This window comes from Bradyrhizobium sp. Ce-3 (assembly GCF_022835695.1).
Taxonomy (GTDB): Bacteria; Pseudomonadota; Alphaproteobacteria; order Rhizobiales; family Xanthobacteraceae; genus Bradyrhizobium.
Window position 1 is genome coordinate 1,079,168 of record NZ_BQUV01000001.1, and the last position, 25,897, is coordinate 1,105,064.

General features: G+C 65.3%; 20 protein-coding genes. 8 read left to right on the top strand and 12 right to left on the bottom strand.

Annotated elements, in window-relative coordinates; translation table 11 throughout:
- Nucleotides 1–76: 76 nt before the first annotated feature.
- Nucleotides 77–1,579 carry a sensor domain-containing diguanylate cyclase gene (locus BRSPCE3_RS04925; RefSeq protein WP_244064561.1) on the top strand — a complete coding sequence of 501 codons (1,503 nt, stop codon included), beginning with the start codon at nt 77–79 and terminating at the stop codon, nt 1,577–1,579.
- A gap of 22 nt (nt 1,580–1,601) precedes the next feature.
- On the opposite strand, the gene BRSPCE3_RS04930 is transcribed toward BRSPCE3_RS04925, so the two are convergent.
- The 11 genes from BRSPCE3_RS04930 to BRSPCE3_RS04980 all read right to left on the bottom strand — a co-directional run bounded on the left by BRSPCE3_RS04930 (nt 1,602) and on the right by BRSPCE3_RS04980 (nt 17,418).
- Entirely contained in the window at nt 1,602–2,480 is an 879-nt protein-coding gene (locus BRSPCE3_RS04930; RefSeq protein ID WP_244064562.1) for a transglutaminase family protein, read from the bottom strand.
- Nucleotides 2,477–4,945 (bottom strand): circularly permuted type 2 ATP-grasp protein, encoded by a 2,469-nt coding sequence (locus BRSPCE3_RS04935; protein WP_375709867.1) that lies wholly within the window; start codon nt 4,943–4,945, stop codon nt 2,477–2,479. Before BRSPCE3_RS04935 ends, BRSPCE3_RS04930 begins: the two co-directional genes overlap by 4 nt.
- 95 nt (nt 4,946–5,040) lie before the next feature.
- A complete protein-coding gene (locus tag BRSPCE3_RS04940) occupies nt 5,041–8,307 on the bottom strand; it encodes a DUF2126 domain-containing protein (RefSeq protein WP_244064564.1) in 3,267 nt (1,088 codons plus the stop codon).
- Between the two features lie 100 nt (nt 8,308–8,407).
- On the bottom strand, nt 8,408–8,911 hold the full coding sequence (locus tag BRSPCE3_RS04945) for a GDSL-type esterase/lipase family protein (protein ID WP_244064565.1): 504 nt from the start codon (nt 8,909–8,911) through the stop codon (nt 8,408–8,410).
- A 109-nt stretch (nt 8,912–9,020) separates the two neighbouring features.
- A complete protein-coding gene (locus tag BRSPCE3_RS04950) occupies nt 9,021–10,544 on the bottom strand; it encodes a UxaA family hydrolase (protein WP_244064566.1) in 1,524 nt (507 codons plus the stop codon).
- A 180-nt stretch (nt 10,545–10,724) separates the two neighbouring features.
- On the bottom strand, nt 10,725–11,501 hold the full coding sequence (locus BRSPCE3_RS04955; protein WP_092125098.1) for an HpcH/HpaI aldolase/citrate lyase family protein: 777 nt from the start codon (nt 11,499–11,501) through the stop codon (nt 10,725–10,727).
- A 62-nt stretch (nt 11,502–11,563) separates the two neighbouring features.
- Nucleotides 11,564–12,649, bottom strand: a complete 1,086-nt coding sequence (locus tag BRSPCE3_RS04960; RefSeq protein ID WP_244064567.1) for a malate/lactate/ureidoglycolate dehydrogenase — start codon at nt 12,647–12,649, stop codon at nt 11,564–11,566.
- Between the two features lie 36 nt (nt 12,650–12,685).
- On the bottom strand, nt 12,686–13,414 hold the full coding sequence (locus BRSPCE3_RS04965; RefSeq protein WP_244064568.1) for an ABC transporter ATP-binding protein: 729 nt from the start codon (nt 13,412–13,414) through the stop codon (nt 12,686–12,688).
- Nucleotides 13,414–15,186 carry an ATP-binding cassette domain-containing protein gene (locus tag BRSPCE3_RS04970; protein WP_244064569.1) on the bottom strand — a complete coding sequence of 591 codons (1,773 nt, stop codon included), beginning with the start codon at nt 15,184–15,186 and terminating at the stop codon, nt 13,414–13,416. The genes BRSPCE3_RS04965 and BRSPCE3_RS04970 overlap by 1 nt, the downstream gene beginning before the upstream one ends.
- The gene (locus tag BRSPCE3_RS04975) at nt 15,183–16,055 is read right to left on the bottom strand and encodes a branched-chain amino acid ABC transporter permease (protein WP_244064570.1); all 873 of its coding nucleotides are present in this window, start codon (nt 16,053–16,055) and stop codon (nt 15,183–15,185) included. Before BRSPCE3_RS04975 ends, BRSPCE3_RS04970 begins: the two co-directional genes overlap by 4 nt.
- Nucleotides 16,056–16,272: 217 nt before the next feature.
- Nucleotides 16,273–17,418 carry an ABC transporter substrate-binding protein gene (locus BRSPCE3_RS04980; RefSeq protein WP_244064571.1) on the bottom strand — a complete coding sequence of 382 codons (1,146 nt, stop codon included), beginning with the start codon at nt 17,416–17,418 and terminating at the stop codon, nt 16,273–16,275.
- Between the two features lie 287 nt (nt 17,419–17,705).
- Between BRSPCE3_RS04980 and BRSPCE3_RS04985 the strand changes: the two genes are divergently transcribed.
- On the top strand, nt 17,706–18,701 hold the full coding sequence (locus tag BRSPCE3_RS04985; RefSeq protein ID WP_244064572.1) for a GntR family transcriptional regulator: 996 nt from the start codon (nt 17,706–17,708) through the stop codon (nt 18,699–18,701).
- Between the two features lie 24 nt (nt 18,702–18,725).
- Here the strand turns inward: BRSPCE3_RS04985 and hpaR are convergent, their stop codons facing one another.
- Entirely contained in the window at nt 18,726–19,253 is a 528-nt protein-coding gene (hpaR, locus tag BRSPCE3_RS04990; protein ID WP_244064573.1) for a homoprotocatechuate degradation operon regulator HpaR, read from the bottom strand.
- Nucleotides 19,254–19,363: 110 nt separating this feature from the next.
- On the opposite strand from hpaR, the gene hpaH reads away from it, so the two are divergent.
- The 6 genes from hpaH to BRSPCE3_RS05020 all read left to right on the top strand — a co-directional run bounded on the left by hpaH (nt 19,364) and on the right by BRSPCE3_RS05020 (nt 25,825).
- Nucleotides 19,364–20,170: a 2-oxo-hept-4-ene-1,7-dioate hydratase gene (hpaH, locus tag BRSPCE3_RS04995; protein ID WP_244064574.1), complete on the top strand. Its 807-nt coding sequence runs from the start codon at nt 19,364–19,366 to the stop codon at nt 20,168–20,170.
- A 21-nt stretch (nt 20,171–20,191) separates the two neighbouring features.
- Entirely contained in the window at nt 20,192–20,590 is a 399-nt protein-coding gene (locus tag BRSPCE3_RS05000; protein WP_244064575.1) for a 5-carboxymethyl-2-hydroxymuconate Delta-isomerase, read from the top strand.
- On the top strand, nt 20,583–22,127 hold the full coding sequence (gene hpaE, locus BRSPCE3_RS05005; protein WP_244064576.1) for a 5-carboxymethyl-2-hydroxymuconate semialdehyde dehydrogenase: 1,545 nt from the start codon (nt 20,583–20,585) through the stop codon (nt 22,125–22,127). The genes BRSPCE3_RS05000 and hpaE overlap by 8 nt, the downstream gene beginning before the upstream one ends.
- Nucleotides 22,128–22,249: 122 nt before the next feature.
- Nucleotides 22,250–23,233: a 3,4-dihydroxyphenylacetate 2,3-dioxygenase gene (gene hpaD, locus BRSPCE3_RS05010; protein WP_244064577.1), complete on the top strand. Its 984-nt coding sequence runs from the start codon at nt 22,250–22,252 to the stop codon at nt 23,231–23,233.
- 66 nt (nt 23,234–23,299) lie between these two features.
- Complete coding sequence (locus BRSPCE3_RS05015; RefSeq protein WP_244064578.1) at nt 23,300–24,172, top strand: fumarylacetoacetate hydrolase family protein; 873 nt, start codon at nt 23,300–23,302, stop codon at nt 24,170–24,172.
- A gap of 24 nt (nt 24,173–24,196) precedes the next feature.
- The gene (locus BRSPCE3_RS05020) at nt 24,197–25,825 is read left to right on the top strand and encodes a thiamine pyrophosphate-dependent enzyme (protein ID WP_244064580.1); all 1,629 of its coding nucleotides are present in this window, start codon (nt 24,197–24,199) and stop codon (nt 25,823–25,825) included.
- Nucleotides 25,826–25,897: the final 72 nt, after the last annotated feature.

Below are 25,897 nucleotides of genomic sequence, written 5' to 3' on the forward strand. Positions count from 1 at the left end.
AGGTCGCCTTTCTCAATTTGATGCCCCCATAGAAAACGTCAAAGCGCGGGGGCGCGGGGGGAAGTGGAAGCGTGCGATGAACGGGCTTTTGCCAAAGCCGAAGGCGGTGCCGACCAAACGGCTGCTGGCGCTCGGGATCGGCCTCGTTCTGGGCTTTTCGGCGATCTGCGCATCGATCCTCTGGGAAATGGCGGATAAGGACTACCGGCACGCCAAGGAAGGCGCGACCAACCTGGTCGCCTCCATCGCCAGCGAGATCGACCGCAACATCGAGCTCTATGACCTGTCGCTGCAGGCGGTCGCCGACGGCGTCAAGCTGCCGGAGCTCGCCAAGGTCAGCCCGGAGCTGCGCCAGGTCGTACTGTTCGACCGCGCCGCCACCGCCAAGGATCTCGGCTCGATTTTCGTGCTGAATGCCGCGGGCGACGTTACGCTGGATTCCCGGACATTGACGCCGCGGACCGCAAGTTTCGCCGATCGGGACTTCTTCCAGGTGCATCGGACCCAGGCGGATCACGGACTGTTCATCAGCACTCCCTGGGTTACGCCGGAGGGCGAATATCTGATCAGCCTGAGCCGCCGCATCAGCAATGACGACGGATCCTTTGCCGGCGTGGTCGCGGGCAGCATGCGGCTCAGCTATTTCCACAACCTGTTTCGCAAGCTCAACTTCGGCCTCGGCGACAGCATGGCGCTGTTCAATACCGATGGCGTCATGCTGATGCGCGCACCGTTCGAGATCAGCAAGATCGGGCAAAGCATCAAGGACTCACAAGTCTTCAAGCAGTATCCGGCACGGCAATCCGGCTCCTACATGACGAAATCGCTCGTCGATCATGTCAGCCGGCTCTATGTCTTCCAGGCGATCGGCAACCATCGCCTGATCATCGCCGAAGGTCTCTCGCTTGACGGCATCTATGCCGATTGGTGGCAGCAGCTCTGGCTGATCGGCAGCGTGGTGGCTGCGCTCTGCGGCCTCTCGATCGTTCTGATGTTCTACCTGCTGGCCGCTCTCAAGCGGCGGGCCGCCGCGGAACGCCGGCTCGCGCACCTTGCGAGCACGGATGCGCTGACCGGCCTCGCCAACCGCCGCCGCCTCGACGATACGCTCGACGTCGAATGGCGGCGCGGCATGCGCGCGAAGTCATCGGTTTCGCTGCTGATGATCGACGTCGATCATTTCAAGGCCTTCAACGACAGCTACGGGCATCAGGCCGGCGATGCCGTACTCGCCACGGTGGGGCGATGCATCGCAGCCGGCGCCAAGCGCGTGACCGATCTCGGCGCGCGCTACGGCGGCGAGGAGTTTTCGGTGCTGCTACCCGGCATCGGCAAGGCCGGCGCACTGGAGATGGCCGAACAGATTCGCGCGAAATTGACGGCCGCGCGTGAATCCGAGCCCGAGCTGCCGACTGTCAGTATCGGGGTGTCCTGCCTCGTGCCAGACCACGAGCGCACGTCGCGCGACCTGCTCAAGGCCGCAGACCTCGCGCTCTATCAAGCCAAGGCTGAAGGCCGCGACCGTGTCGTGGTCAGCCCGGTCGGATGGGACAAATCCGGCAAGCGGCACGTCGCCTGATCGAGGTCTCGCCCCGCTCCGATCACTCCACCGGCAGCACGTCGACCGCGACGCTGAGCTTCTGCTTGCGGGCGCCGACGATGACGCCGTCGACCGGAGAGACGTCGGCGAAGTCGCGGCCGATGGCGAGGATGATGTGGTCGTTGGCGACCATCAGATCGTTGGTGGGATCGAACCCGACCCAGCCGAGCGCGTGGCCGCACCAGACCGACACCCAGGCATGGGTTGCGTCGGCGCCCTGCAGCCGCGGCTGCCCCGGCGGCGGAATGGTGCGCAAATAGCCGCTGACATAGGCCGCGGGCAGACCGAGACCGCGCAGGCCCGCGATCATCACATGGGCAAAGTCCTGGCAGACGCCATGGCGCTTCTCGAACACGTCACGCAGCGGCGTCGAGATCACAGTCGCCTTGGGATCGTATTTGAAGTCGTTGCGGATGCGGCGCATCAGGTCGGCGGCTCCAGTGAGGATACCACCATCCGGCGAAAAGCTCGCGGAGGCATACGCCGTCACGGGCCGCAGCACCGGCACCAGCGCGCTGGCAAAGACATAGCCGACCGGCGAGGCTGCATCGAGGCTCAAGGCCTCGAACGCTTGATCGCGCACGCTCTCCCAGGGCGGGCTGACGGCGTCACGCGCCGGCGGCCGCCGCGCGACCGAGACCCGCGAACGGGAATCGATGCGCAGGCTGCGATGCGCGGTCTCGATCAGCACGCTTTCGGTCAGCGTGCCGAAGAAATCGCGCCGCGCGGTACGCTCGGCAGGCTTCGGGCGGATATCGGCCGAGTGCGAGATGAGCTGCTGCCCGTCGCCGCTGATCGGCTCCAGCCGCAGCGAGCAGCGTGCGAAGCTGACCTGGGTCTCGTAGCTGTAGGTCGTGACGTGACGGATGTCGTAGATCACGCCAGCCCCGTGAGCTTCTCCGGCCGGCTGGCATTCGGTCCGTGCGGGAAATAATGCAGCCCGATCGCATCGGAGAGGTTGAGCAGGTCCTGCTCCAGCGCAAACAGCGTCTTGACGTCGAGGCTGCGAGCTTCGGCCGTCGTCAACATCGCCTCGACCGCGACCGCAAGCCGTTGCGGCCGTTCGATCAGTCCGTGCTCCTTCAGGCTCGGCAGCGCGGCGATATGCTCGTTCAGCGCCGCGACCTGGAATGCGACCGAGCGCGGATTGTAGGGGTCGAGCACGGCGAGGTCGCGCACCGGCGTGAGCAGCGGCTGCACCAGATAGCGCGAGCGATAGGTGATCTGGCAATCGACCAGCGTCAGCAGGACGTCGAGATCCTCGTCACCGGCTTCGTCATAGGCGAACTGGCGGGCAAAGCGCGTGGTGTTGATGGCACGCTCGGCGCGGCGGCCCATTTCGAGGAAGCGCCAGCCGGCCGCGCGGTTCATGTTCTCCTGCGCGAGACCAGCGAAGCTTGCGAGCTCCTGCAGGGTCAGCTCGGCGGCACTGACGACGCCGTCATCGTCGTGAACCTCGATCGCAAGCCGATCGGCCATCTCGGTGATGACCTGCCAGGCGTCCGGCGACAGCCGCTCGCGGAGCGAGGTGGCGGTGCGCTGCGCCGATCGCACCAACGACAGCGCCGAGCCGAACTTCTCCTCGCTCTGCAACGCCTCAAGCGCGACCTTGGCGGGATTGGCGCGCGCCGTCTGCGAGGCCGCGCCCCAGGTCACCAGCATGCGCTGGATGCGCTCGGCCGAATGCATCGCTGGTGTCGGGCCGGTTGCATTCGCCCGCGCGGGATCGCGCAGCGGCGTGCATAGCGCACGGATCAGGCGAATGGTGGCCTCGGCGCGCTCGAGATAGCGGCCGAGCCAGAACAGATTGTCGGCGGCGCGGCTCGGCAGCACGCCGGCGATGCGGCGGATGCGGACGGTGTCGACCGCCGGCAGCAGGGTCGAGGTCGCGACCGCCTTGTCGGAGACCACCCAGACGTCGGCGGACACCGCGCCATCGCCCATCGACACCGCGCGCGCATCCGCCCGATCGGCAATCCGGCAGAAGCCGCCGGGCAACACGGTCCAGCCATCAGGCGTCGCCGCCGCGAACACCCGCAGCACGAACGGACGCGGCGCAATGCGGCCGTTCTCCCACACTGGCGTCGTCGACAGCCGCACCAGCTCCTGTCCGACATAGTCGATGCCGCGATGGCTGATCGCATCCTTCAGGCGGTCGCGATCGGCAGCCGACAATTCGCCCGGCAGCACCGGGCCGTGGCCCGGAAAATCCGCAACGCCGCGGCCATAAGCGCCCTCGATCGCGAATTCGTCGAGCCGCGACAGCACCTCCTCGCGGGCGGATTTCTGGCCGCACCACCAGGTCGCGATATGCGGCATCATCAGGTCTTCAGAGAGCAGCCGCCGGCACAGATTGGGCAGGAAGCCGAGCAGCGCCTTCGCCTCCATCACGCCCGAGCCCGGCATGTTGGCGACTACGACGCCGCCCTTGCGCAGCACCTCGACGAGCCCGGGCACGCCGAGATAGGAGGAGGCATCGAGCTCGAGCGGATCGAGCATGTTGGAATCGACCCGGCGCAGCAGCACGTCGAGCCGCTTCAATCCGGCAACGGTGCGGATGTGGACGCGGTCGCCGGAGACCGCGAGATCGTCGCCCTCGACCAGCAGGAAGCCGAGATAACGCGCCAGCGTGGCGTGCTCGAAATAGGTCTCGCTGAACGCGCCCGGCGTCAGCAGGCCGATCCGCGGCTCGTCACGATCGGCGCTGGCGCGCAGTGAATCGCGGAACGCCTCGAAGAACGGCGCAACGCGCTCGACATTCATCGACTTGTAGAGGTTGGAGAAGGCGCGCGACAGCACCAGGCGGTTCTCCAGCGCATAGCCCGCGCCCGACGGCGCCTGCGTGCGATCGCCGAGCACCCACCAGCGGCCGTCAGGCCCACGGCCGATGTCGGCGGCGTAGAGATGCAGATAGCGGCCGCCCGGCGGCTTGATACCGCTGACCGCGCGCAGATATTCGCTGCTGCCGGCGATCGCGGCCGCCGGGATGGCGCCGTCAGTGACCAGCCGGCCCTCGCCGTAGAGATCGGCCAGCACCATTTCCAAGAGCTGCGCGCGTTGCGCGACGCCGGCGGCAAGCTGCCGCCAGTCGGCCGCGTCGATGATCAGCGGCAGATGGCTAAGCGGCCAGATCCGGTCGGAGGTGTCGCCGGGCGCGCGATAGGTGACGCCGGCCTCGCGCAGATGGCGGTCGGCGGAAGCAAATCGGCGCTCGATATCGGACGGCGACAGCGCGGCAAAGGCATCGAAGAAACGGGCCCAGGCCGGCCGCGGCGCGCCGTCGTCGGCAATGTATTCGTCGGGAATGCCGGGCAGCCGGACATAGTCGCGGGTCCATTGCGCCATCCGGCGCTGGCCGGGACGGGCCCTGCTCTCCTGACTGCTGCCTTGACTACCGCCTTGGCCACCCGACACTGTCATTGCACTTCCCCTGCGGCCAATTAGTGCAGGAGCGGCGTCCGCAAGTCGAGGGTCAAGGGAAACTCAATTGTGCGTTCCACCGGCGGTGTTTCAATCTTGCCGGGGGTGTGGCCGTGGTCCTGAAAGCGTGCCAGCCGCCGCGCCTCGGCCTCGTAGGAATTGACCGGCTTGGTCTCGTAGTTGCGGCCGCCGGGATGGGCGACGTGATAGACGCAGCCGCCGAGCGAGCGGCCGTTCCAGGTGTCGATCAGGTCGAAGGTCAGCGGCGCGTGCACGGGAATGGTCGGATGCAGGCCGGAGGCCGGCTGCCAGGCCTTGAAGCGGACACCGGCAACGGCCTCGCCGGCGCGGCCGGTCTCGGTCATCGGCATCCGCCTGCCGTTGCAGGTGATGACGTGGCGGCCCTCGACAAAACCTGTTGCCTTGACCTGGAGCCGCTCGACCGACGAATCGACGTAGCGCACAGTGCCGCCTGAGGTGCCCTCCTCGCCGAGCACATGCCAGGGCTCGAGCGCCTGCCGCAGCTCGAGGCCGACGCCGCCGTGATGGACGTGGCCGAAGGCGGGGAAACGGAATTCGAGTTGTGCCCGATACCATTCCGGCTCGACGTCGTAGCCGAACTGCTTGAGCTCGGCGAGCACACCGAGGAAATCCTCCCACAGGAAATGCGGCAGCATAAAGCGGTCATGCAGCGTGGTGCCCCAGCGCACGAACTTGCCCTCCAGCGGCTCACGCCACAGCTTTGCGATCAGGGCACGGATCAGGAGCTGCTGCGCCAGCGACATCCGCGGGTCGGGCGGCATTTCGAGCGCGCGGAATTCGACCAGGCCGAGCCGGCCGGTCGGACCATCGGGTGAATAGAGCTTGTCGATGCAGATCTCGGCGCGATGGGTGTTGCCGGTGATGTCGACCAGGATGTGCCGGAATAGCCGGTCGACCAGCCACAGCGGCGCATCCATGCCCGGCGGCGGCACATGCGACAGCGCGATCTCCAGTTCATAGAGCCCATCGTGCCGCGCCTCGTCGATGCGCGGCGCCTGGCTGGTCGGGCCGATGAACATGCCCGAGAACAGATACGACAGCGACGGATGCCGCTGCCAATACAGCACGAGGCTCTTCAGCAGGTCAGGCCGGCGCAGGAACGGGGAATCCTCCGGCCTGCTGCCGCCGACCACGATGTGGTTGCCGCCGCCGGTGCCGGTGTGCCGGCCGTCGACCAGGAAGCGGTTGGCGCCCAGCCGCGTCTTCGCGGAGTCCTCATAGAGGCCAAGGGTGATGTCGACGGCCTCGCGCCAGCTCTGTGCCGGCTGCACGTTGATCTCGATCACACCTGGATCGGGCGTCACCTTGATCACCTCGATGCGCGGATCGAATGGCGGTGCGTAGCCCTCGACATGGACCTGCAGCTCGAGGTCCTCGGCGGTCGCCTCGATGGCCGCGACCAGATCGAGATAGTCGTCGACCTTCTCGACCGGCGGCATGAAGGCGCACAGCACGCCGTCGCGCACCTCGATCGACATCGCGGTGCGCACCGGCAGCGGCTCGGGGATATCCTCGAGCGACTGCTTCAGCTCTGGATCGATCTCCCCCAGCGCATCGCGCGGCGCCATCGGATCCTGCTCGATGATGTAGGGAAAATCGTCCGGCGGGACGTGTTCGAGCGAAGAGATCGGAAGCCGCAAGCCCAGCGGGGAATCGCCCGGGAACAGGAACAGATGGCTGCGCCGGATCTTCCAGCGCTCGCTGCGCCAGCGCGCCGGCACGCGATCGCCCAGCGGGCTCCAGCGCTGGATCGGCAGCACGTAACCCTTCGGCGAGGTCAGCCCCTCATCGAACACCCGCGCCATCCGCGCGCGCTCTTCCGGATCGGTCAGTTTGGAATTCGCAGGGCTGACATTGGCAGGCAGGCCGGCCTCACGCTCGAGCCAGAACGCAGTGTCTTCGTAAGCCGGCATGACGTAGTCAGCCTTCAGGCCAAGCCGCGCGGCGATGCCGATTACGACGCGCTCCGCATCGGCGATCTCAGCCTTGCCCGGATTTTCGACTGAAGCGATCAGGTCGGCATTCTTCCAGATCGGCTTGCCATCCTTGCGCCAGTAGAGGCCGAACGCCCAGCGCGGCAGACTCTCGCCGGGGTACCATTTGCCCTGGCCGTAATGCAGCAGCCCGCCCGGCGCGAACCGTGCGCGCAGCTTGCGGATCAATTCATCGGCCAGCGCACGCTTGGTCGGACCGACCGCGGCGACATTCCACTCCGGCGATTCCAGATCGTCGACCGAGACGAAGGTCGGCTCGCCGCCCATGGTGAGCCGCACGTCGTGCGCCGCAAGGTCGGCATCGACGCGCTCGCCGACCTGGTCAAGCCGCGCCCAGGATTGATCGGAGAAAGGTTTGGTGATGCGCGGCGCTTCGCGCACCCGCGTCACGTTCATTTCGAAGCCGAACTCGACGTTGGCGGCGCCTGCGGTGCCGGAGATCGGCGCCGCCGAACGGTAATGCGGCGTGGCGCAGACCGGGATATGCCCCTCGCCCGTCAGCATGCCCGAGGTGACGTCGAAGCCGATCCAGCCCGCGCCCGGCAGATAGACTTCCGCCCATGCATGCAAATCGGTGAAATCGTTTTCGACCTCGCGCGGCCCTTCGAGCGGATCAATGTCCGGCCGTACCTGGATGAGATAGCCGGAGACGAAACGCGCGGCGAGCCCGAGATGGCGTAGCGCCTGGATGAAAAGCCAGGCCGAGTCACGACAGGAGCCGGAGTTCGCGGCAAGCGTCTCCTCCGGCGTCTGCACACCGGTCTCCATGCGGACGGTATAGCCGATCCGCCTCTGCAGCTGCGCGTTCAGCTCGACCAGGAAATTGACGGTGCTGTCAGCCTTGCGCGGTATCTCCTTGAGATACGCCGCGAGCAACGGGCCGGGTTCATCGGCCTCGAGGTACGGTGCGAGCTCGGCCTTGAGATCGCCGGGATATTCGAATGGAAAGCTGTTGGCGTACGGCTCGACGAAGAAGTCGAACGGATTGACCACGGTCATCTCAGCGGTGAAGTCGACCTCGACCTTGAGCTCGGTCGCCTTCTCCGGGAAGACGTAGCGCGCCAGCCAGTTGCCCTGCGGATCCTGCTGCCAGTTCACGAAGTGATTGGCCGGCGTGACCTTGAGCGAATAGCTTGTGATCGGCGTGCGCGTGTGCGGCGCGGGCCGGAGCCGAATGGTCTGGGGCCCGAGATCGATCGGCCGGTCGTATTTGTAGTGAGTGACGTGATGCAGTGCGACTGATATCGACACGGACCAGGGACTCCAGCAGCTTTTTTGAGCAGAACACTGGTTCCGGTCGACATCAAGCACTAACAACGGGCATGGGGTGCCCAAGGTGAGGGCTACGGGACTAGCGGCCGATCGCGCCAGAGACTTGCGAGGCGAGCTGCTCGGCGAGCATGTGATAGCCTTCGGGGGTCAAGTGCACGCCATCAGGCTGATGGGGGAGTCCACCCAGCATCCCGTTCGGCAGCATGATCACCGTGATGCCACGGGCGCTCAGCCGGCTTTGAATATCCGCCGTGCGGTCAGGGCTGAGCTTGCGCCGGTCATTGCCGCCCGGCTGCAGGATCAGCGCACGGGTGCCGTTCGGGACTACCCGGTCGAGCCGTTGCAGCATCCCTTCGGTGGTGTCGCCATTGATGCCGGCATTCACGATGCGGACGTTCAATCCCTTGGCGCGCAAAATCGCTTCGAGCTGCGCCGGATAGGCCTGGTTGCGCGCCACGCCCTTGCCATAGGTGTTGCTCGCGCCTAGCGCAACAATGGTTGCGGCGTCAGCCGAACCGGCGCCAAGGCTCAAAGCGGCCAGAAATGCGAGGCATCCGAAGAAACTCAATCGACGTGCGCGCATGTTTCCTCCGTCCAGTCCGTAGCCCGGATGAAGCGAAGCGTAATCCGGGGATCTTCATCCACGGCGAGAGTCCCGGATTTCGCTGCGCTCCATCCGGGCTACGCGGAGACTACATCGTCGCGCCGAGCACCCACGGCGCGAACTCGGCACCGCCGAAATCGAAGCTCTCGCTCTTGGTCGGCTGGCCTGAGGCGGTCTTGAGGATGAGGTCGAAGATGCGCTGGCCGCATTCCTGCACGCTCTCCTCGCCGTCGAGGATGGTGCCGCAATTGACGTCCATGTCGTCTTCCATCCGCTTGTACATCGGCGTGTTGGTGGCGAGCTTGATCGACGGCGCCGGCTTGCAACCGAACACGCTGCCGCGGCCGGTGGTGAAGCAGACGAGATTGGCGCCGCCGGCGACCTGCCCGGTCGCTGCGACCGGGTCGTAGCCGGGCGTGTCCATGAACACGAAACCCTTCTTGGTGACGGGCTCGGCGTAGTGAAGGACGTCGACGAGGTTGGTGCTGCCGGCCTTGGCCATCGCGCCGAGCGACTTCTCCAGGATGGTGGTGAGGCCGCCGGCCTTGTTGCCGGGGCTCGGATTGGCGTTCATTTCGGCGCCTTCGCGCTGGGTATATTCCTCCCACCAGCGCATCAGGCCGACCAGCTTCTCGCCGACCTCGCGGCTGACGGCGCGGCGGGTCAACAGATGCTCGGCGCCGTAGGTCTCCGGCGTCTCCGAGAGAATCACCGTGCCGCCGTGACGGACCAGCAGATCGCTCGCGGCACCCAGCGCCGGATTGGCCGACACGCCGGAGTAACCATCCGAGCCGCCGCATTGCAGCGCCACGGTGAGCTCGCTCGCCGGCACCGCCTCGCGCTTGACCTTGTTGGCGTCAGTGAGCGCTTCCTTGACGAAGGCGACGCCAGCCTCGACCGTCTTGCGCGTGCCGCCGACCTCCTGGATGTCCATCGCGCGCAGGCGGCCGGCGAGCTTCTGCTCGGCCATCAGGCCGCCGATCTGGTTCACCTCGCAGCCGAGGCCGAGCACGATGACGTTGGAGAAATTGACGTGCCGCGCGTAACCGCCGAGCGTGCGGCGAAGCAGCGCCAGCGGCTCGTCCTGGGTCATGCCGCAGCCGGTCTTGTGGGTCAGCGCGACGACGCCGTCGACATTCGGGTAATCGGCCAGGGGGTTGTCGCCGGTGAACGGATTCTTCTTGAACATGTCGGCGACGATCCCGGCGACATGGGCACTGCAATTCACCGAGGTGAGGATGCCGATGTAGTTGCGCGTCGCGACGCGGCCGTCGGCGCGGCGGATGCCCTCGAAGGTCGCCGGCAGATCGAAGTTCGGCACCGGCTTGACGTCGACGCCATAGGCGTAGTCCTTGGCGAAATCGCCCATACCGCAATTCTGGGTGTGCACGTGCTGGCCGGGCGCGATCGCCTGCGTCGCAAAGCCGATGATCTGGCCATAGCGCCTGATCGGCTCGCCTGTCGCGATCGGCTTGATCGCGACCTTGTGGCCGGCCGGGATTCGATCGAGCGTGGTGACGCCCTCGGTCACCTCCAACCCCGGCGGCAGGCTCGCGCGCGCGATCAGGACGCTGTCGTCGGCGTGCAGGCGGATCGTTTGAGCCGAGGCCATCGGAGTTCTCCTTTGTCTTTCTTCACCTCTCCCCGTCCTTTACGGGGAGAGGTCGGATCGCGTCAGCGATCCGGGTGAGGGGCGAGGCACGAAGTCATTGCAACGATGGTGCTCGCCGGATGGAGGCCCCTTACCCCAACCCTCTCCCCGCAAGCGCGGGGCGAGGGAGCAAACAAGTGCTTACGCCTTGCCGCCGGACTTCTCGCGGGTCTGGTTGACCTGCATCCTGGCGTAGACCTGCATCAGGCCCACTTCGTTCGACAGCGTCACGAGCTTGAAGCCCATGTTGATCGCGCGCACCGCGCCTTCGGCGCCGGAGCAGTGGATGCCGGGGTTGAGACCGCGCTTGCCGCATTCCTTGATGATCTTCTCGTAGATCTTGAGGATCTCCGGCTCGTCACGATCGAGCTTCGGCACCAGGCCGTAGGAGAAGCCGAGATCGGACGGGCCGATATAGACGCCGTCGATGCCTTCGACATCGAGGATCGCTTCCATGTTCTCGACCGCGGTCTTGGTCTCCATCATCGGCAGCAGCACGATCTCGTCGTTGGCGGTCTGCTGATAGGTGCCGGCCGAGCCGTACATGCCGGCGCGGATCGGACCGTTGGAGCGCACGCCCTTCGGCGGATATTTTGCGTAGGAAACGAGATTCTTGGCTTCCTGCGGCGTGTTGACCATCGGGCAGATCACGCCATAGGCGCCGCCATCCAGCACCTTGCCGATGATGCCGGGCTCATTCCAGGGCACGCGGACCATCGGCGTGACCGGATGGGCATGCATCGACTGGAAGCACTGCACCATCGACTGATAGTCCTGCACACCGTGCTGCATGTCGACGGTGACGCTGTCGAAGCCGCATTGCGCGATCACTTCGGCCGAGAACCCGGAGGGGATCGCAAGCCACGCGTTCACCACCGCCTTGCCCGATGCCCAGACCTGCTTGACCTTGTTTGCCATTGATCACGTTTCCTTTTGTGTTTCTTGAGGGCTTTCTTGAAGGTTTTCTTGGAGGGCGGACCTCAGCTGGTCGCCCGCTGGATCGAGACTTCGCTGACGCCGACTTCGCGCGCGGTATTCACTATCGCCGCCCAGGTGTCGTCAGGCAAGGGGATGCCGTTCCTGGTGCGATCGGCACGGGTTTTCCGCTCGGGATCGCCTGGAACCAGTACGGAATCCGTGCCCGCGATCGGCTTGGTGGCGCGGATGAAATCGGTGTAGCGGGTGATCTCGCCATCGAAGAAATTGCTGGTGTCGATCACCTTGGGATCGATGTAGAACGCCATCATACCGTTGGCGAAGCGGCGGTCCGACGAGGTCGCGCCGGTGCCGGTCAGCGCGCCGCCGAGCAGCTCGCAGATGAACGCGAGGCCGGAGCCCTTGTGATCGCCGAAGGCGCGGATCGCGCCGGTCCCCTTGGTGTGATCGCGCGGCCCGTCCGGCGTGTACGGACCATACAGCACGTGCGGATCCTCGCTCAGCGTGCCGTCGGCATCGACCAGCGCGCCATGCGGCAGCTTCTTGCCGCCGCGGCTTGAAACCAGCACCTTTCCTTCGGCGACGACCGAGGTCGCGAAATCGAGCACGATCGGGTCCTGGCCCTGGCGCGGAATGCCGACGCAATAGGGCGCGGTCGACAGCCGCTTCTCGACGCCGCCATAGGGCGCTACCAAGAGCGAGCCCGCCGCGGTCACGAAATGAATCGAAACAAGTCCCTCGGCGGCGGCCATCTCCGCCCAGTCGCCGACGCGGCCGAGATGGCCGGAGTTGCGCAGCGCGACGGCGGCAAGCCCCGCTTTCTTGCACTTCTCGATGCCGAGCTTGACCGCAATCGGGGTGACGGTCTGGCCATAGCCGAACTTGCCGTCGACCACCGCGAGCGACGGCGTGTCGACCACGACCTCAGGCGTCTGGTTCGGCACGATCGAGCCCATCTTCTTCCACCGGACATATACCGGCACGCGGATCACGCCGTGGCTGTCATGCCCGGTGAGATTCGCCGTCGTAAGGTAAGTCGCGATGCGCTTAGCCTCTTCCGGAGAGGACTCCGAATGGGAAAACACCTCGGACACGAAGTTGATGAGGTTATCGACCTTGATGGTGACCATGAAAAACTAGCTCGCTCGATACAGCACAGTGAGTTGTCAGGCGTGGGACTTGGCGTGGCCGCCGAGATAGGCCGCGGCGATGGCTTCATTGCCCCACAATTCGTCGGGCTTGCCGCCCAGCACGATCCGCCCGGTTTCGAGAACAAAACCGTGATCGGCGACTGAAAGTCCCATGCGCGCATTTTGCTCGACGAGCAAGACCGTGGTGTCCTTCCTGATCTGCGAAATGATGCGGAACACCGCCTGCACGATCACGGGCGCGAGGCCGAGCGAGGGCTCGTCGAGCAGCAGCAGCCGTGGCTTGGCCATCAGCCCGCGCGCCACCGCGACCATCTGCAGCTGGCCGCCGGACAACGTCCAGCCGAGCGCGTTGGAGAAGGCGCGGATGTCGGGGAACAGGTCGAACATCGCGTCAGCCTCGCGCGAGATCTGCGACGCCCCGACCTTACGGTTCGACGCGCCGAGCATGATGTTCTCTTTCACGGTGAGGCCCGGAAACACCCGCCGGCCCTCCGGCACGTGCGAGATGCCGAGCCGGACGATCGCTTCCGGCCCGAGACCGGCGATCGATTGACCGTCGAACATGATGTCGCCGGAGGCCGGCTTGGCGAGGCCGGAGATCGCGCGCAGCGTGGTCGACTTGCCGGCGCCATTGGCACCGAGCAGTGTGACCACCTGCCCCTGCTCCACGGCGATGGTGACGCCGCGCAGCGCCTCGATCTCGCCGTAGCGGACCACGAGATTACGGATTTCGAGCAGCGGCATCATTCGCTCCCGAGATAGGCGGAGACGACGTCGGGATGGCGCAGCACCGCCATCGACTCGCCATCCGCAATGCGGCGTCCAAAGTTCAGCACGGTGATGTGCTGGGCGGCTTCCGAGACCAGGGTCATGTCGTGATCGATGATCAGGATGGTGAGGCCTTGCGCCGCGATGCGCTTGAGCAGCTCATGCAGTTCGAGCTTCTCGGTCGAGTTGAGGCCGGCAGCCGGCTCGTCGAGCAGCAGCAAGGTCGGGTTCGACGCCAGCGCCCGCGCGATCTCGATCAGGCGCTGATGACCGTAGGAGAAGCTCGAGATCAGCTCGTTGGCGCGGTTGCCGAGGCCGACGAAAGTCAACGCCTCCATCGCGCGCTCGGTCAGCGCGTCATCGCCCTTCCCGATCATGGTGTTGCCGGGCCGTTCGGCGCCGATCTCGACATTCTCCAGCGCCGTCATCGAGCGGAACAGGCGGATGTTCTGGAAGGTGCGTCCGAGACCTGCGGCGGTGCGCTGATGCGGTGCCATGCTGGTGATGTCGGTGCCGTCGAGCACGATCTTGCCCGATGTGGCCTTGTAGAGCCCGGACAGCACGTTCAGCGTCGTGGTCTTGCCGGAGCCATTCGGTCCGATCAGCGCGTGCACGCTGCCGCGCTTCACCGCGATGTCGACGCCGTCGACCGCCTTGAGGCCGCCGAAATGCTTCGAGAGCCCGGTGACTTCGAGCACGATGTCGCCGCCAGTGGTCGCCGGCTTGAGCTGGAGGGCTCCGGCAACCGGCGGCGCCCCGGTGTGGGCGCGCCAGCGGGTGAACGCATCAGACACGAAGCCCCAGATGCCATCGGGCATGAAGCGGATGATCAGGATCACGGACAGGCCGTAAATGGCGAGATAGAGGCCGGGCACGCTCTTCAGGAAGCGAAGCCATTCCGGGATCAGGATCAGGAGCCCAGTGCCGATCGCCGAGCCGATCGGAGAGGCCACGCCGCCGAGCAGCGACATGGTCAGGAACTGGATCGATTCTGCGAACGAGAACTGATCCGGGCTGACATAGGCGAAACCGCCGGCGAACAGGCCACCCGCGAGGCCACCGAGCGCCGCGCACACCGCAAAGGCGGAGACCTTGGTGCGAAACACGTCGATGCCGTTGACGCCGGCCGCGAGCTCGTTGTCGCGCACCGCGCGCATGGCGCGGCCAAGCTTGGTGTCAGGCAGGTGCCAGACCAGATAGCCGACGATCGCCAGCATCGCGACGCAGAAAGCCAGATAACTTTGCGAGGACTGGAACAGCTCGGGCCGGCGAATGTTGGCGACGCCGTCGGGTCCGTGAGTCACGCCGATGGCATTGATCATCACCAGTGTCACGATCTGCTGGAACGAGATCGTCACCATGGCAAGGTAATGCCCGCCGAGCCGCAACGTCGACATGCCCAGGAACGCGCCGGCGATCAGCGCGATCACGCAGCCGCCGACCAGGCAGAGCCAGAAATTCAGATGCAGGTCCGCTGTCCCGAGGCCGACCGCATAGGCGCCGAAACCGAAGAACGCGGCCTGCGCCAGGTTGATCTGGCCGCACAGGCCGAGCACGACCGACAGCCCGAACACCGCGATCGAGAAGGTCGTGGCCTGCAGCAGGATGTTGAGCACGTAGCCGTCGAACTGCATGCTGGCGGCAAGCGCCACCAGCACCGCGGCGCCGAGGAAATACGGCAGATGCCGGATGATCAGCGGCTTCGAGCGCACGGCGGGCGCCGGAATCATGTTGTCGCTGGCGCTCATGCTTTCTCCGCGACACGTTCGCCGAAGATGCCCTGCGGCCGGAACACCAGGAAGGCGATCAGCACCAGGAAGGCAAAGCCGTCCTTGTACGGCACCGAAATATAGGCGGCGCCGAACGTCTCGATGACACCGAGCGCCAGGCCGCCGACGATGGCGCCGGCGACATCGCCGAAACCGCCGATGATGGTCGCGGCAAACGCCTTCAGCGCGATCGTCGAACCCATCTGGATCGAGACGAACAGCACCGGCGCGACCAGGATGCCGGCAAGACCGCCGAGCACCGCCGAATAGATGAAGGTGATCATGATCATGGTGGAGACGGAAATGCCGAGCAGCGAGGCCATCTCCTTGTCTTGCGAGGTCGCCTGCAGCTTCTTGCCGAGCAGCGTCTTCTCGAAGAACCAGAAATTGAACAGCACCAGGAGGATCGTGACGCCGATGATCAACAGATACTGGCTGTCGAGATAAACCGGGCCGAGCTGGATGCCGGGCGTCTCGAACCATCCCTGCAGCACCTGCGGCTGCGGACCGTAGATCGCCAGCACCGAGTTCGACAGCAGGATCGAGGCGCCGATCGTGGCGATGATGACGGGCAGATAGGTGCGATGGCGCAGCGGATAGTAGACGCCGAGATTGAAGATGACGCCAAGCAGCGCCATGCCGGCGAGCGCGATCACAAAGGACAGCCAATATGGCAGCCCGAGCTCGACGCAGACCACCATCAGATAGGCGGCGACCATCGAGAATTCGCCCTGTGCGAAGTTCACCACGTTGGTGGCGCGGAAGATCAGCACGAAACCGAGCGCGACCAGCGCGTAGACCGCGCCGATGCCGATGCCGGTGAAGAGCAGTTGGAGAACCAGATCCATGACAGCGCTCGATTGAAAGGCGAAGCGAACATCCCGGCACCAGCCGGATCGGAGTGATTGTCGTTCGGGAGGTGGTAGGGCTCTCTCCCCCCTTGCGGGGGAGAGTTGGAGAGAGGGGTAAGCCACGAATTCCGCCCGTGCGGCTTACCCCTCTCCCTAACCCTCCCCCGCAAGGGGGGAGGGAGCCCATCCATTCGTGCCTCCCAACCCGGTCAGATCAATCGTTGAAGTCGATGTGCTTGTCGTAGACGATCTTGCCCTTATCGTTCTTCACGACATTGTAGCCGTGCAGGCCGTCGCCGTTCTTGTCGAAATTGTATTCGCCTTCGGCGCCGGCGAATTTCTGCGTCGCCAGGATGGCTTCGCGGATCTTGGTCGGATCGGTCGAGCCGGCCTTGTTGATCGCCGCTGACAGGATCGTGATCGCGTCATACGGCCAGGCGCTCTGGTTGTCGGGCGCAGTCTTGTAGGCATCGCGATAGGCCTTGCCGAACGCCTTCGCGGTATCGCTCGAGTCCTCGGCGAAGTCGGCGACCCCGTAGGTGCCGAACAGCGCGGGACCTGCGAGCTTGGTCGAGGAGACCGCCACCACCGAGGGCGAGCCGACCCAGGGGATATTGACGCCGAGCTGGCGCAGTTGCCGGGCGAAGATGCCGAGGTCGTTCTCGAAGGTGAAGTAGGTGCCGAGCACGTCGGCGCCGGACTGCTTAACGGCCAGCACGACCGGAGTGAAGTCCTGGCTCTGGTTGGCGTAGCCCTGGTCGAGTACCGGCGGCGCGCCGAGCTTGGTCAGCGCTTCCGTGAGCGCCTTGCCGCCCGCGGTGCCGAAGGCGTCGGTGGAATGCACGATCGCCCATTTCTTCTTGCCGAGCGTGTTGACGCCGAAATCGGCGATCACGCGGCCGGAGTAATTGTCATTGGGGCGGAAGCGGAACAGCCAGGGATTGCCGGAATGGGTGAGATCGGGATTGGTGCCGCCGATCATCACGGGCTTGCCGACCTTGATCACGTCGGGCGCCATCGCCTGCACCTGGGTCGAGCGGATCGAGCCGAGGAAGGCAACGATATCGGACTGCGCGGCGAGCTTGGAGAATGCCAGCACGATGCCCGGATTGGTGGTCTGGTCGTCCTCGATGACGAGCTCGACCTGCTTGCCAAGCACGCCGCCGGCCTTGTTGACCGCCGCGAGCGCCAGCTTGGCGCCGTTCTGGGCCCACAGGCCCTGCTCCGCGGCCGGTCCAGTCACCGGCACGCACATGCCGATCTTGATGGTCGCGCCCTGCGCCCACGCGCTGCGCATCAGCGCAGGTGCAGCGAGACCTGCCGCCAAGCCGGCGGAAAATTCACGCCTCGTCAGTTTCATTCAATCCTCCCTGTGATGCGCCGAACTTGCTGTCGGCTGCGTTGAGACGAGCTGACGCGTCGATTTGTTGTTCTATCCGCGGCCGTCAATCGGCGCGACGAACAAACGTGAACGCCGCTGCAGCGCACGAGACGCGCAACGGCGGCCATCAATCTGGCGCTTGGCTAGCTAAACATGATTGCACATTGCACGCAATAGCCAAAAGTCCGCTGGTAACGGTGCGTAAATGCCTGCTACGAACATCCCTGACGCGATCACGTGATCATGTGACCGACGGGCAGTCATCGATGTCGATTCCAAGAGCGAAATCGCAGACCAGACGGAAACAGCCGGCCTACGCGCTGATCAAGAGCGCATTGGCGAGGCACATCCGGACCGGCGACGTCCCCGCCGGCACCGTGCTTTCCGAATCGGCGATCGCGACCTTGTTCGGCTCCAGCCGCTCGCCGGTGCGGCAGGCCTTCGAACAGCTCGAGCATATCGGCCTGGTGCGCCGCTTCGACGGCCGCGGCGTCATCGCCGGCAAACGCAAGGTCGAACCGCGCCGTGTCCCGATCACGCCCGAGATGTTCGGGCTGACCGACGGGCCGGTCGAGGCCGTGCGCAGCGACGCCTGGGACGAACTCTATTACAAGCTCGAACGCGAGATCATCTACCGGTCGCTGTTCGGACGCTTCCGCGTCAGCGAGCTGGCGCTGGCACGGCATTTCCGGGTCGGACGCACGGTGGCGCGCAACCTGCTGCTCCGCGCACAGGCGATCGGAATCCTGGAAAAAGGCGCCAAGGCGCACTGGTATGTCGTGCCACTAGACGAAGATAGGCTTCGCGACATCTTCGAGGTGCGCGCAACCCTCGAGCCGCTGCTGCTCAAATCCGCTGCGGCGAAGATTCCCGCCGCGCTGCTCGATCGGATGGCGGAGCGGCTGCGCGAGGGCATTCAATTCCGCAGCCGCGTCGGCGTCGGCGAGCTCGACGAGATCGAGGGCGATCTGCATATCCACTGCCTGGGTTACGGCATCAATCGCGAGATGATCGAGGCGCTCAAGCGCACCCATTGCGCATTCGTGATCGGCAAGCACATTCAGGTGGCGCTGACCGCGCCGCAGATCGATTCCTTCATGGACGAGCATCTGGTGATCATCGAGGCCTTGCGGGCGCGCGACGGTGACGCCGCGGCGGCAACGTTGCGCCGGCATATCGAGTGGTCTCACTCCAAGGTCGCGGGCTGGATTGCCGAATTCCGTGCCATCAACGTGATCTCGCGCGTGCCTTACATGGCCTGATCGCCGTCCCGCACATCGGCGCGGCTACTCCTCGACCTCAACGTCATCGGCCGAACCCATTGCGGCAAGACTCCCCTCCAGTGCGCCCAGCATCTCCTGCAATTCGGCAAGCTTGCGCGCCCCGAAGCGCCGGGTGATCTCGGCATAGATCGTCTCCGACGTCGGCGCTACCGCCTCGATCAGCTTCAACCCCTTGGCGGAGATTGAAACCACCGCGCGCCGCGCATCGTTCTCCGCCGCCTTGCGCTCGATCAACTGACGGCCTTCGAGATCGCGCAGGATCCGCGACAGGCTCGGGCCAAGCAGAAACGCCATGCGGGCGAGCTCGGTAACCTCGATCTCGTCGACCGCGGTGAGCGCCCGCAGGATCCGCCACTGCTGCTCGGTCAGCCCGTGATTGCGCAGCGATGGACGGAATTGCCGCATCACCGCTTCACGCGCGCGGAGCAGCGACATCGGCAGCGAGCGCGAGAAATCGCGCATCGGGGCCCGTCGCGCCGCCGCGTCGTCGCCCTGCCCCGGCCCCGTATCGTTCGAATTCTTTCGCGCCATCACCTAATCCACCGCAACGAACTTTTGCGTTGCAGCATGCCCCGATTCAGTTTGCGGGAATTCATTTAACATGTTAATCATCTCCCGACATCCACTTTTGTGTAGCACGCATGGCCCTCTCCAAGGACGATATCCGCGCTGCCGCCGAACGGCTCGACGGCGCGGAAAAGACCCGCAAGCAAATCCGCCAGCTCTCGCTGGAATACCCTCGCATCACCCTCGAAGACGCCTACGCGATTCAGAAGGTCTGGGTCGAGATGAAGGTGGCGCAGGGCCGCGTCGTCAAGGGCCACAAGATCGGCCTGACCTCGAAAGCGATGCAGAGCGCGCTCAATATCGACGAGCCGGATTCCGGCATCCTGCTCGACGACATGTTCTTTGCCGATGGCGGGCTGGTGCCGACCGACCGCTTCATCGCAACCCGCGTCGAGGCCGAGCTCGCCTTCGTGATGAAGCATCGCCTGTCGGGGCCGAACTGCACATTGTTCGACGTGCTCAATGCCACCGATTTCGTGGTGCCGGCGCTTGAAATCCTCGACACGCGCGTGGAACGCGTCGATCCCGAGACCAAGGCAACGCGAAAAATCTTCGACACCATCGCCGACAACGCCGCCAATGCCGGCATCGTGCTCGGCGGCCGCCCGATCCGCCCGCTGGAGGCCGATTTGCGCTGGATCGGCGCGCTCTGCTTCCGCAACGGCCAGCTCGAGGAAACCGGTCTGGCCGCCGGCGTGTTGAATCATCCGGCGACCGCCGTGGCGTGGCTCGCCAACAAGATCGCCCCGAACGGGCTGGCGCTGGAGGTCGGACAAATCGTGCTGGCCGGCTCCTTCATCCGTCCGATCGAGACCCGCAAGGGCGACACCATCCAGGCCGACTACGGACCATACGGTTCCGTGAGCTGCTACTTCGCCTGACGCACTCAGCAGGAGCGCTGCATGCCGCATTTCACGCTTGAATATTCCGCCAATCTCGACGGTCTCGTCGACATGGGTGCGACGGTCGAACTGGTCCGCAACGCCGCGGTCGAGACCGGCATCTTCCCGCTCGGCGGCATCCGGGTCCGCGCCATCAGGTGCGAGCATTACGCGATCGCCGACGGCCGCAAGACTTACGGCTTCCTCGACATGGTGCTGCGGCTCGGCGAAGGCCGTGATCTCGCCGCCCGCAAGAAGGCCGGCGAGTACATCTTCAAGGCGCTGTCGGCCCATCTCGATCCGGTCTTCGCCGACAGTAAGTTCGCCTTATCGTTCGACATGCAGATCAACGACAAGGAAACCAGCTGGAAACGCAACAACATCCACGACGCACTGAAGGTGGAGACGGTCAATGGATAAAGCCACTCCGAAATCCGCAGCCGACGTGTTCCAGGCCAACCGCGACCGTGCCGGTCCACTTCTGGCGAAGTTGAAGGCCGAAGGCATCGGCAACGTGATCGACGGCAAGATCGTGCCGGCGGCCTCCGGCCAGACCTTTGAGACGAAGTCGCCGATCGACGGCACCGTGCTGGCGACGGTCGCACGCGGCAACGTCGACGATATCGACCGCGCCGCAACCGCGGCGTCCAAGGCGTTCAAGGCGTGGCGCGACATGCCGGCGGCGCAGCGCCGCAAGCTGCTGCATCGCGTGGCTGACGCGATCGAGGCCCGCGCCGATGACATCGCCGTGCTCGAATGCATCGACACCGGCCAGGCGCACCGCTTCATGGCCAAGGCCGCGATCCGCGCCGCGGAGAATTTCCGCTTCTTCGCCGACAAATGCGGCGAGGCCCGCGACGGCCTCAACACGCCGTCCGACGAGCACTGGAACATCTCGACCCGGGTGCCGATCGGCCCGGTCGGCGTGATCACGCCGTGGAACACGCCGTTCATGCTCTCGACCTGGAAGATCGCACCGGCGCTCGCCGCGGGCTGCACCGTGGTGCACAAGCCCGCGGAATGGTCGCCGGTGACCGCCGATCTGCTGGTCAAGCTCGCACAACAGGCCGGCATCCCCGACGGCGTCTTCAACACCGTGCATGGTTTTGGCGAGGAGGCCGGCAAGGCGCTGACCGAGCACCCTGCAATCAAGGCGATCGGCTTCGTCGGCGAGAGCGCGACGGGATCTGCGATCATGGCGCAGGGCGCGCCGACACTGAAGCGGGTGCATTTCGAGCTCGGCGGCAAGAACCCGGCGATCGTGTTCGACGACGCCGATCTCGACCGCGCGCTCGATGCGGTCGTGTTCATGATCTACTCGCTCAACGGCGAGCGCTGCACGTCGTCGAGCCGGCTGCTGGTTCAGCAGGGCGTCGCCGAGAAATTCATCGCGAAGCTGACCGCCCGCGTGCAGGCGCTCAAGGTTGGTCATCCCCTCGATCCCGCGACCGAGATCGGGCCGCTGATCCATGAGCGGCATCTGGCCAAGGTCTGCAGCTATTTCGACGTCGCCAAGAAGGACGGCGCGACGATTGCAGTCGGCGGCAAGCCGCATGACGGCCCCGGCGGCGGCCACTACGTGCAGCCGACGCTGGTCACCGGCGCGAACGCAAAGATGCGGGTCGCGCAGGAGGAGGTGTTCGGTCCGTTCCTGACCGTGATCCCGTTCAAGGACGAGCAAGAGGCCATCGAGATCGCCAACGGCGTGCAATATGGCCTGACGGGCTATGTCTGGACCGGCGAGATGGGCCGCGCGCTGCGCGTGGCGGATGCGCTGGAAGCCGGCATGATCTGGCTCAATTCGGAAAACGTCCGCCATCTGCCGACCCCGTTCGGCGGCATGAAGTCGTCAGGCATCGGCCGCGACGGCGGCGACTACTCGTTCGACTTCTACATGGAAACCAAGCACGTCTCGCTCGCGCGCGGGACGCACAAGATTCAGAAGCTGGGAATTTAGCTGGTCATTCCGGGGCGACGCGTAGCGGCGAGCCCGGAATCCATACTCACGATCGTGGTTATGGATTCCGGGCCTGCGCCAAGGGGCGCATCCCGGAATGACGATCCAGAGGGGAAACACCGATGCCCGTTCCGACACACGTCTTCGATCCGCCATTCAACATCATCCGCTGCAGCCATGCCGTGCTCGACGTCACGGATCTCGACAAGAGCGCCGCCTTCTACGAGAAGACGGTCGGCCTCCACATCGAGGACCGCGACGACAAATCGGTGTATCTGCGCGCCAGCGAGGAGCACCAGCATCACTCGGTGGTGCTGCGCAAGGCTGCGAAGGCGGCCTGCAACCGGCTCGGCTTCAAGGTCGGCAATGACCATGACCTCGACAAGGCCGCGGCCTTCTGCTCCGAGAATGGCATCACCTACGCCTTCGTCGACCAGCCGTTCCAGGGCCGCACGCTGCAATTCACCGATCCGTTCGGCTTCCAGATCGAGCTCTACGCCACGATGGAGAAGCGCCCGCATCTGTTGCGACGCTATGATCTCTACAAGGGCTGCCATCCGCAGCGGCTCGACCACTTCAACGTGTTCGCCGCCGAAGTGCAGGACACCGTCGACTTCTACGCCCGGCTCGGCTTCCGCCTCACCGAATATGCCGAGGAGGATGGCGACCAGGGGCGCATCGCCGCCGCCTGGATGCACCGCAAGGGCAATGTCCACGACTTCGCCATCACCAACGGCCGCGGCCCGCGCCTGCACCACATCGCCTATTGGGTGCCGACCGCCATGAACATCGTGCATCTCTGCGACGTGATGGCCTCGTCGGGTTTCCTCGCCAACATCGAGCGCGGCCCGGGCCGGCACGGCATCTCCAACGCGTTCTTCCTCTACATCCGCGATCCCGACGGCCACCGCATCGAGCTCTACACCAGCGACTATTTCACCGGCGATCACGACCATGAGCCGCTGCGCTGGTCGCTGCGCGATCCGCGCCGCCAGACTTTGTGGGGCGCGCCGGCGCCGCGCTCCTGGTTCGAGGAAGGCTCGACCTTCGCGGGGCAAACGGTGCGCGAGCCGCGCTTCGTCGCCGACGTGCTGGTTGCGGATTAACGAACAAGATTCCATCCCCTCGTCGTCCCGGCGAAAGCCGGGACGACGCCAATTATGAGACTGCTAATGTCAGCCCCTCGCCTCGCCACCTATTCCATCAACGGCGCCAACAGCTATGGCGCCGTCACCGACAGCGGGATCGTCGACCTCTCGTCGCGCTTCGCCAAGGATTATCCGACGCTGCGCGAGGCGATCGCCGCCGGTGCACTGACCAAGCTTGCCGAGGACGCGGCCAAGCGCGCGCCCGACCACGCGCTCGACGCGGTCACCTGGCAGCCGCCGATCCCGGCGCCGGACAAGATCATCTGCATCGGCGTCAACTATCCGGACCGCAATGCCGAGTACAAGGACGGCTCGGACGCACCGAAGTATCCCAGCATGTTCCTGCGGGTGCCGCGTTCCTTCGTCGGCCACAACACGCCGGTGGTGCGGCCGCGGATCTCGCCGCAGCTCGACTATGAGGGCGAGCTGGTGCTAGTGATCGGCAAGGCCGGCCGGCACATTCCGGAGAGCGCCGCGCTCAATCACATCGCCGCGATCACGCTCTGCAATGAAGGCACCATCCGCGACTGGGTGCGCCACGCCAAGTTCAACGTCACCCAGGGCAAGAACTTCGATTCCACCGGCAGTCTCGGCCCCTGGATCGTGCCCTACACCGGCGAAGCGCAGATCGCAGACATCCGGCTGACCACGCGGGTCAACGGCGAAGTCAGGCAGGATGACCGCACCTCGCGCTTGATCTTCGGCTTCCGCTACCTCATCAACTACATCTCGACTTTCACGACGCTGGTTCCCGGCGACATCATCGTCACGGGGACACCGACCGGCGCGGGTGCGCGGTTCGATCCGCCGCGCTATCTGAAGCCCGGTGATGTCGTCGAGGTCGAGGCCGAAGGCGTCGGCATCCTGCACAACGGCGTCGTCGACGAAACCACCTAACTTCACCAGCAAGTGGACAGTGCCATGACCTCAACATCCGGCGGCGAAGCGATCGTCAACGGCCTCGTCGCCCACGGCGTCGACACCGTGTTCGGCCTGCCCGGCGCGCAGATCTATGGCCTGTTCGATGCCTTCCATCAGGCACAGCTCAAGGTGATCGGCGCCCGCCACGAGCAGGCCTGCGGCTACATGGCGTTCGGCTATGCCCGATCCAGCGGCAAGCCCGGCGTGTTCAGCGTGGTGCCCGGCCCCGGCGTGCTCAACGCCTCGGCGGCGCTGCTGACCGCATTCGGCTGCAACGAGCCGGTGCTGTGCCTGACCGGCCAGGTGCCGACGCAATTTTTGGGCAAGGGCCGTGGCCATCTGCACGAGATGCCGGATCAGCTCGCGACCTTGCGCACCTTCGTGAAATGGGCCGACCGAATCGAATATCCCGACAATGCGCCCGCGATGGTGTCGCGCGCGTTCCAGGAAATGCTGTCCGGCCGGCGCGGCCCGGCTTCGCTGGAGATGCCCTGGGATGTGTTCACCCAGCGCACCCGGGTTGCTGCCGTCAAGCCGTTCGATCCGCTGCCGGCACCGCAGCCCGATCCGGACCGTATCAAGGCCGCCGCCGATTTGATCGCCGGCAGCAAGGCGCCGATGATCTTCGTCGGCAGCGGCGCCATCGAGGCGCGCGAGGAGATCCTCGAGCTCGCCGAGATGATCGACGCGCCCGTGGTCGCATTCCGCAGCGGCCGCGGCATCGTCTCCAACGCGCATGAGCTCGGGCTCACCATGGCTTCTGCCTACAAGCTCTGGCCGAAGACCGATTTGATGATCGGCATCGGCAGCCGCATGGAGTTGCCGACGATGTCGCGCTGGCCCTATCAGCCGACCGGATTGAAATGCGTGCGGATCGACATCGATCCGGTCGAGCTGCGGCGCTGGCCGGCCGATGCCGCCGTGATCGCCGACGCCAAGGCCGCGACCGCCGATCTCGCCGCTGCCGTGCGCAAGGTGGGCTATAGCAAGACCACAGGCCGCCGCGCCGCGATCCGCGAGGCGACGGCCGCGACCGAGCAGGAGATCCAGCGCATCCAGCCGCAGATGGCCTATCTGAAGATCCTCCGCGAGGTGCTGCCGGCCAACGCCATCGTCACCGACGAGCTGTCGCAGGTGGGCTTCGCCTCCTGGTACGGCTTTCCGATCTACGAGCCGCGCACCTTCGTCACCTCGGGCTATCAGGGCACGCTCGGCTCGGGCTTCCCGACCGCGCTCGGCGCCAAGGTCGCCAACCCGAACAAGCCGGTGGTCGCAATCACCGGCGACGGCGGTTTCATGTTCGGCGTGCAGGAGCTCGCCACCGCGGTGCAGTTCAGGATCGGCGTGGTGACGCTGGTGTTCAACAACAACGCCTATGGCAATGTCCGCCGCGACCAGCGCGAGCGCTTCGACGGCCGCGTCGTCGCCTCAGACCTCGTCAATCCTGATTTCGTCAAGCTCGCGGAATCCTTTGGCGTCGGCGCCGCGCGCGTCACATCGCCGGATCACTTCCGCCCGGTGCTGGAGAAGGCGCTGGCCGACGGCGGCCCCTATGTGATCTCGGTGGAGGTACCGACCGATTCCGAAGTCTCGCCTTGGGCGTTCATCCATCCGGCGCGGAATAACTAGAGCGTTTTCGAGCGAAGTGGACACCGGTTCGCGTGAAGAAAACGCGTCAAAACTAGAATCTAGAGCTTTGGT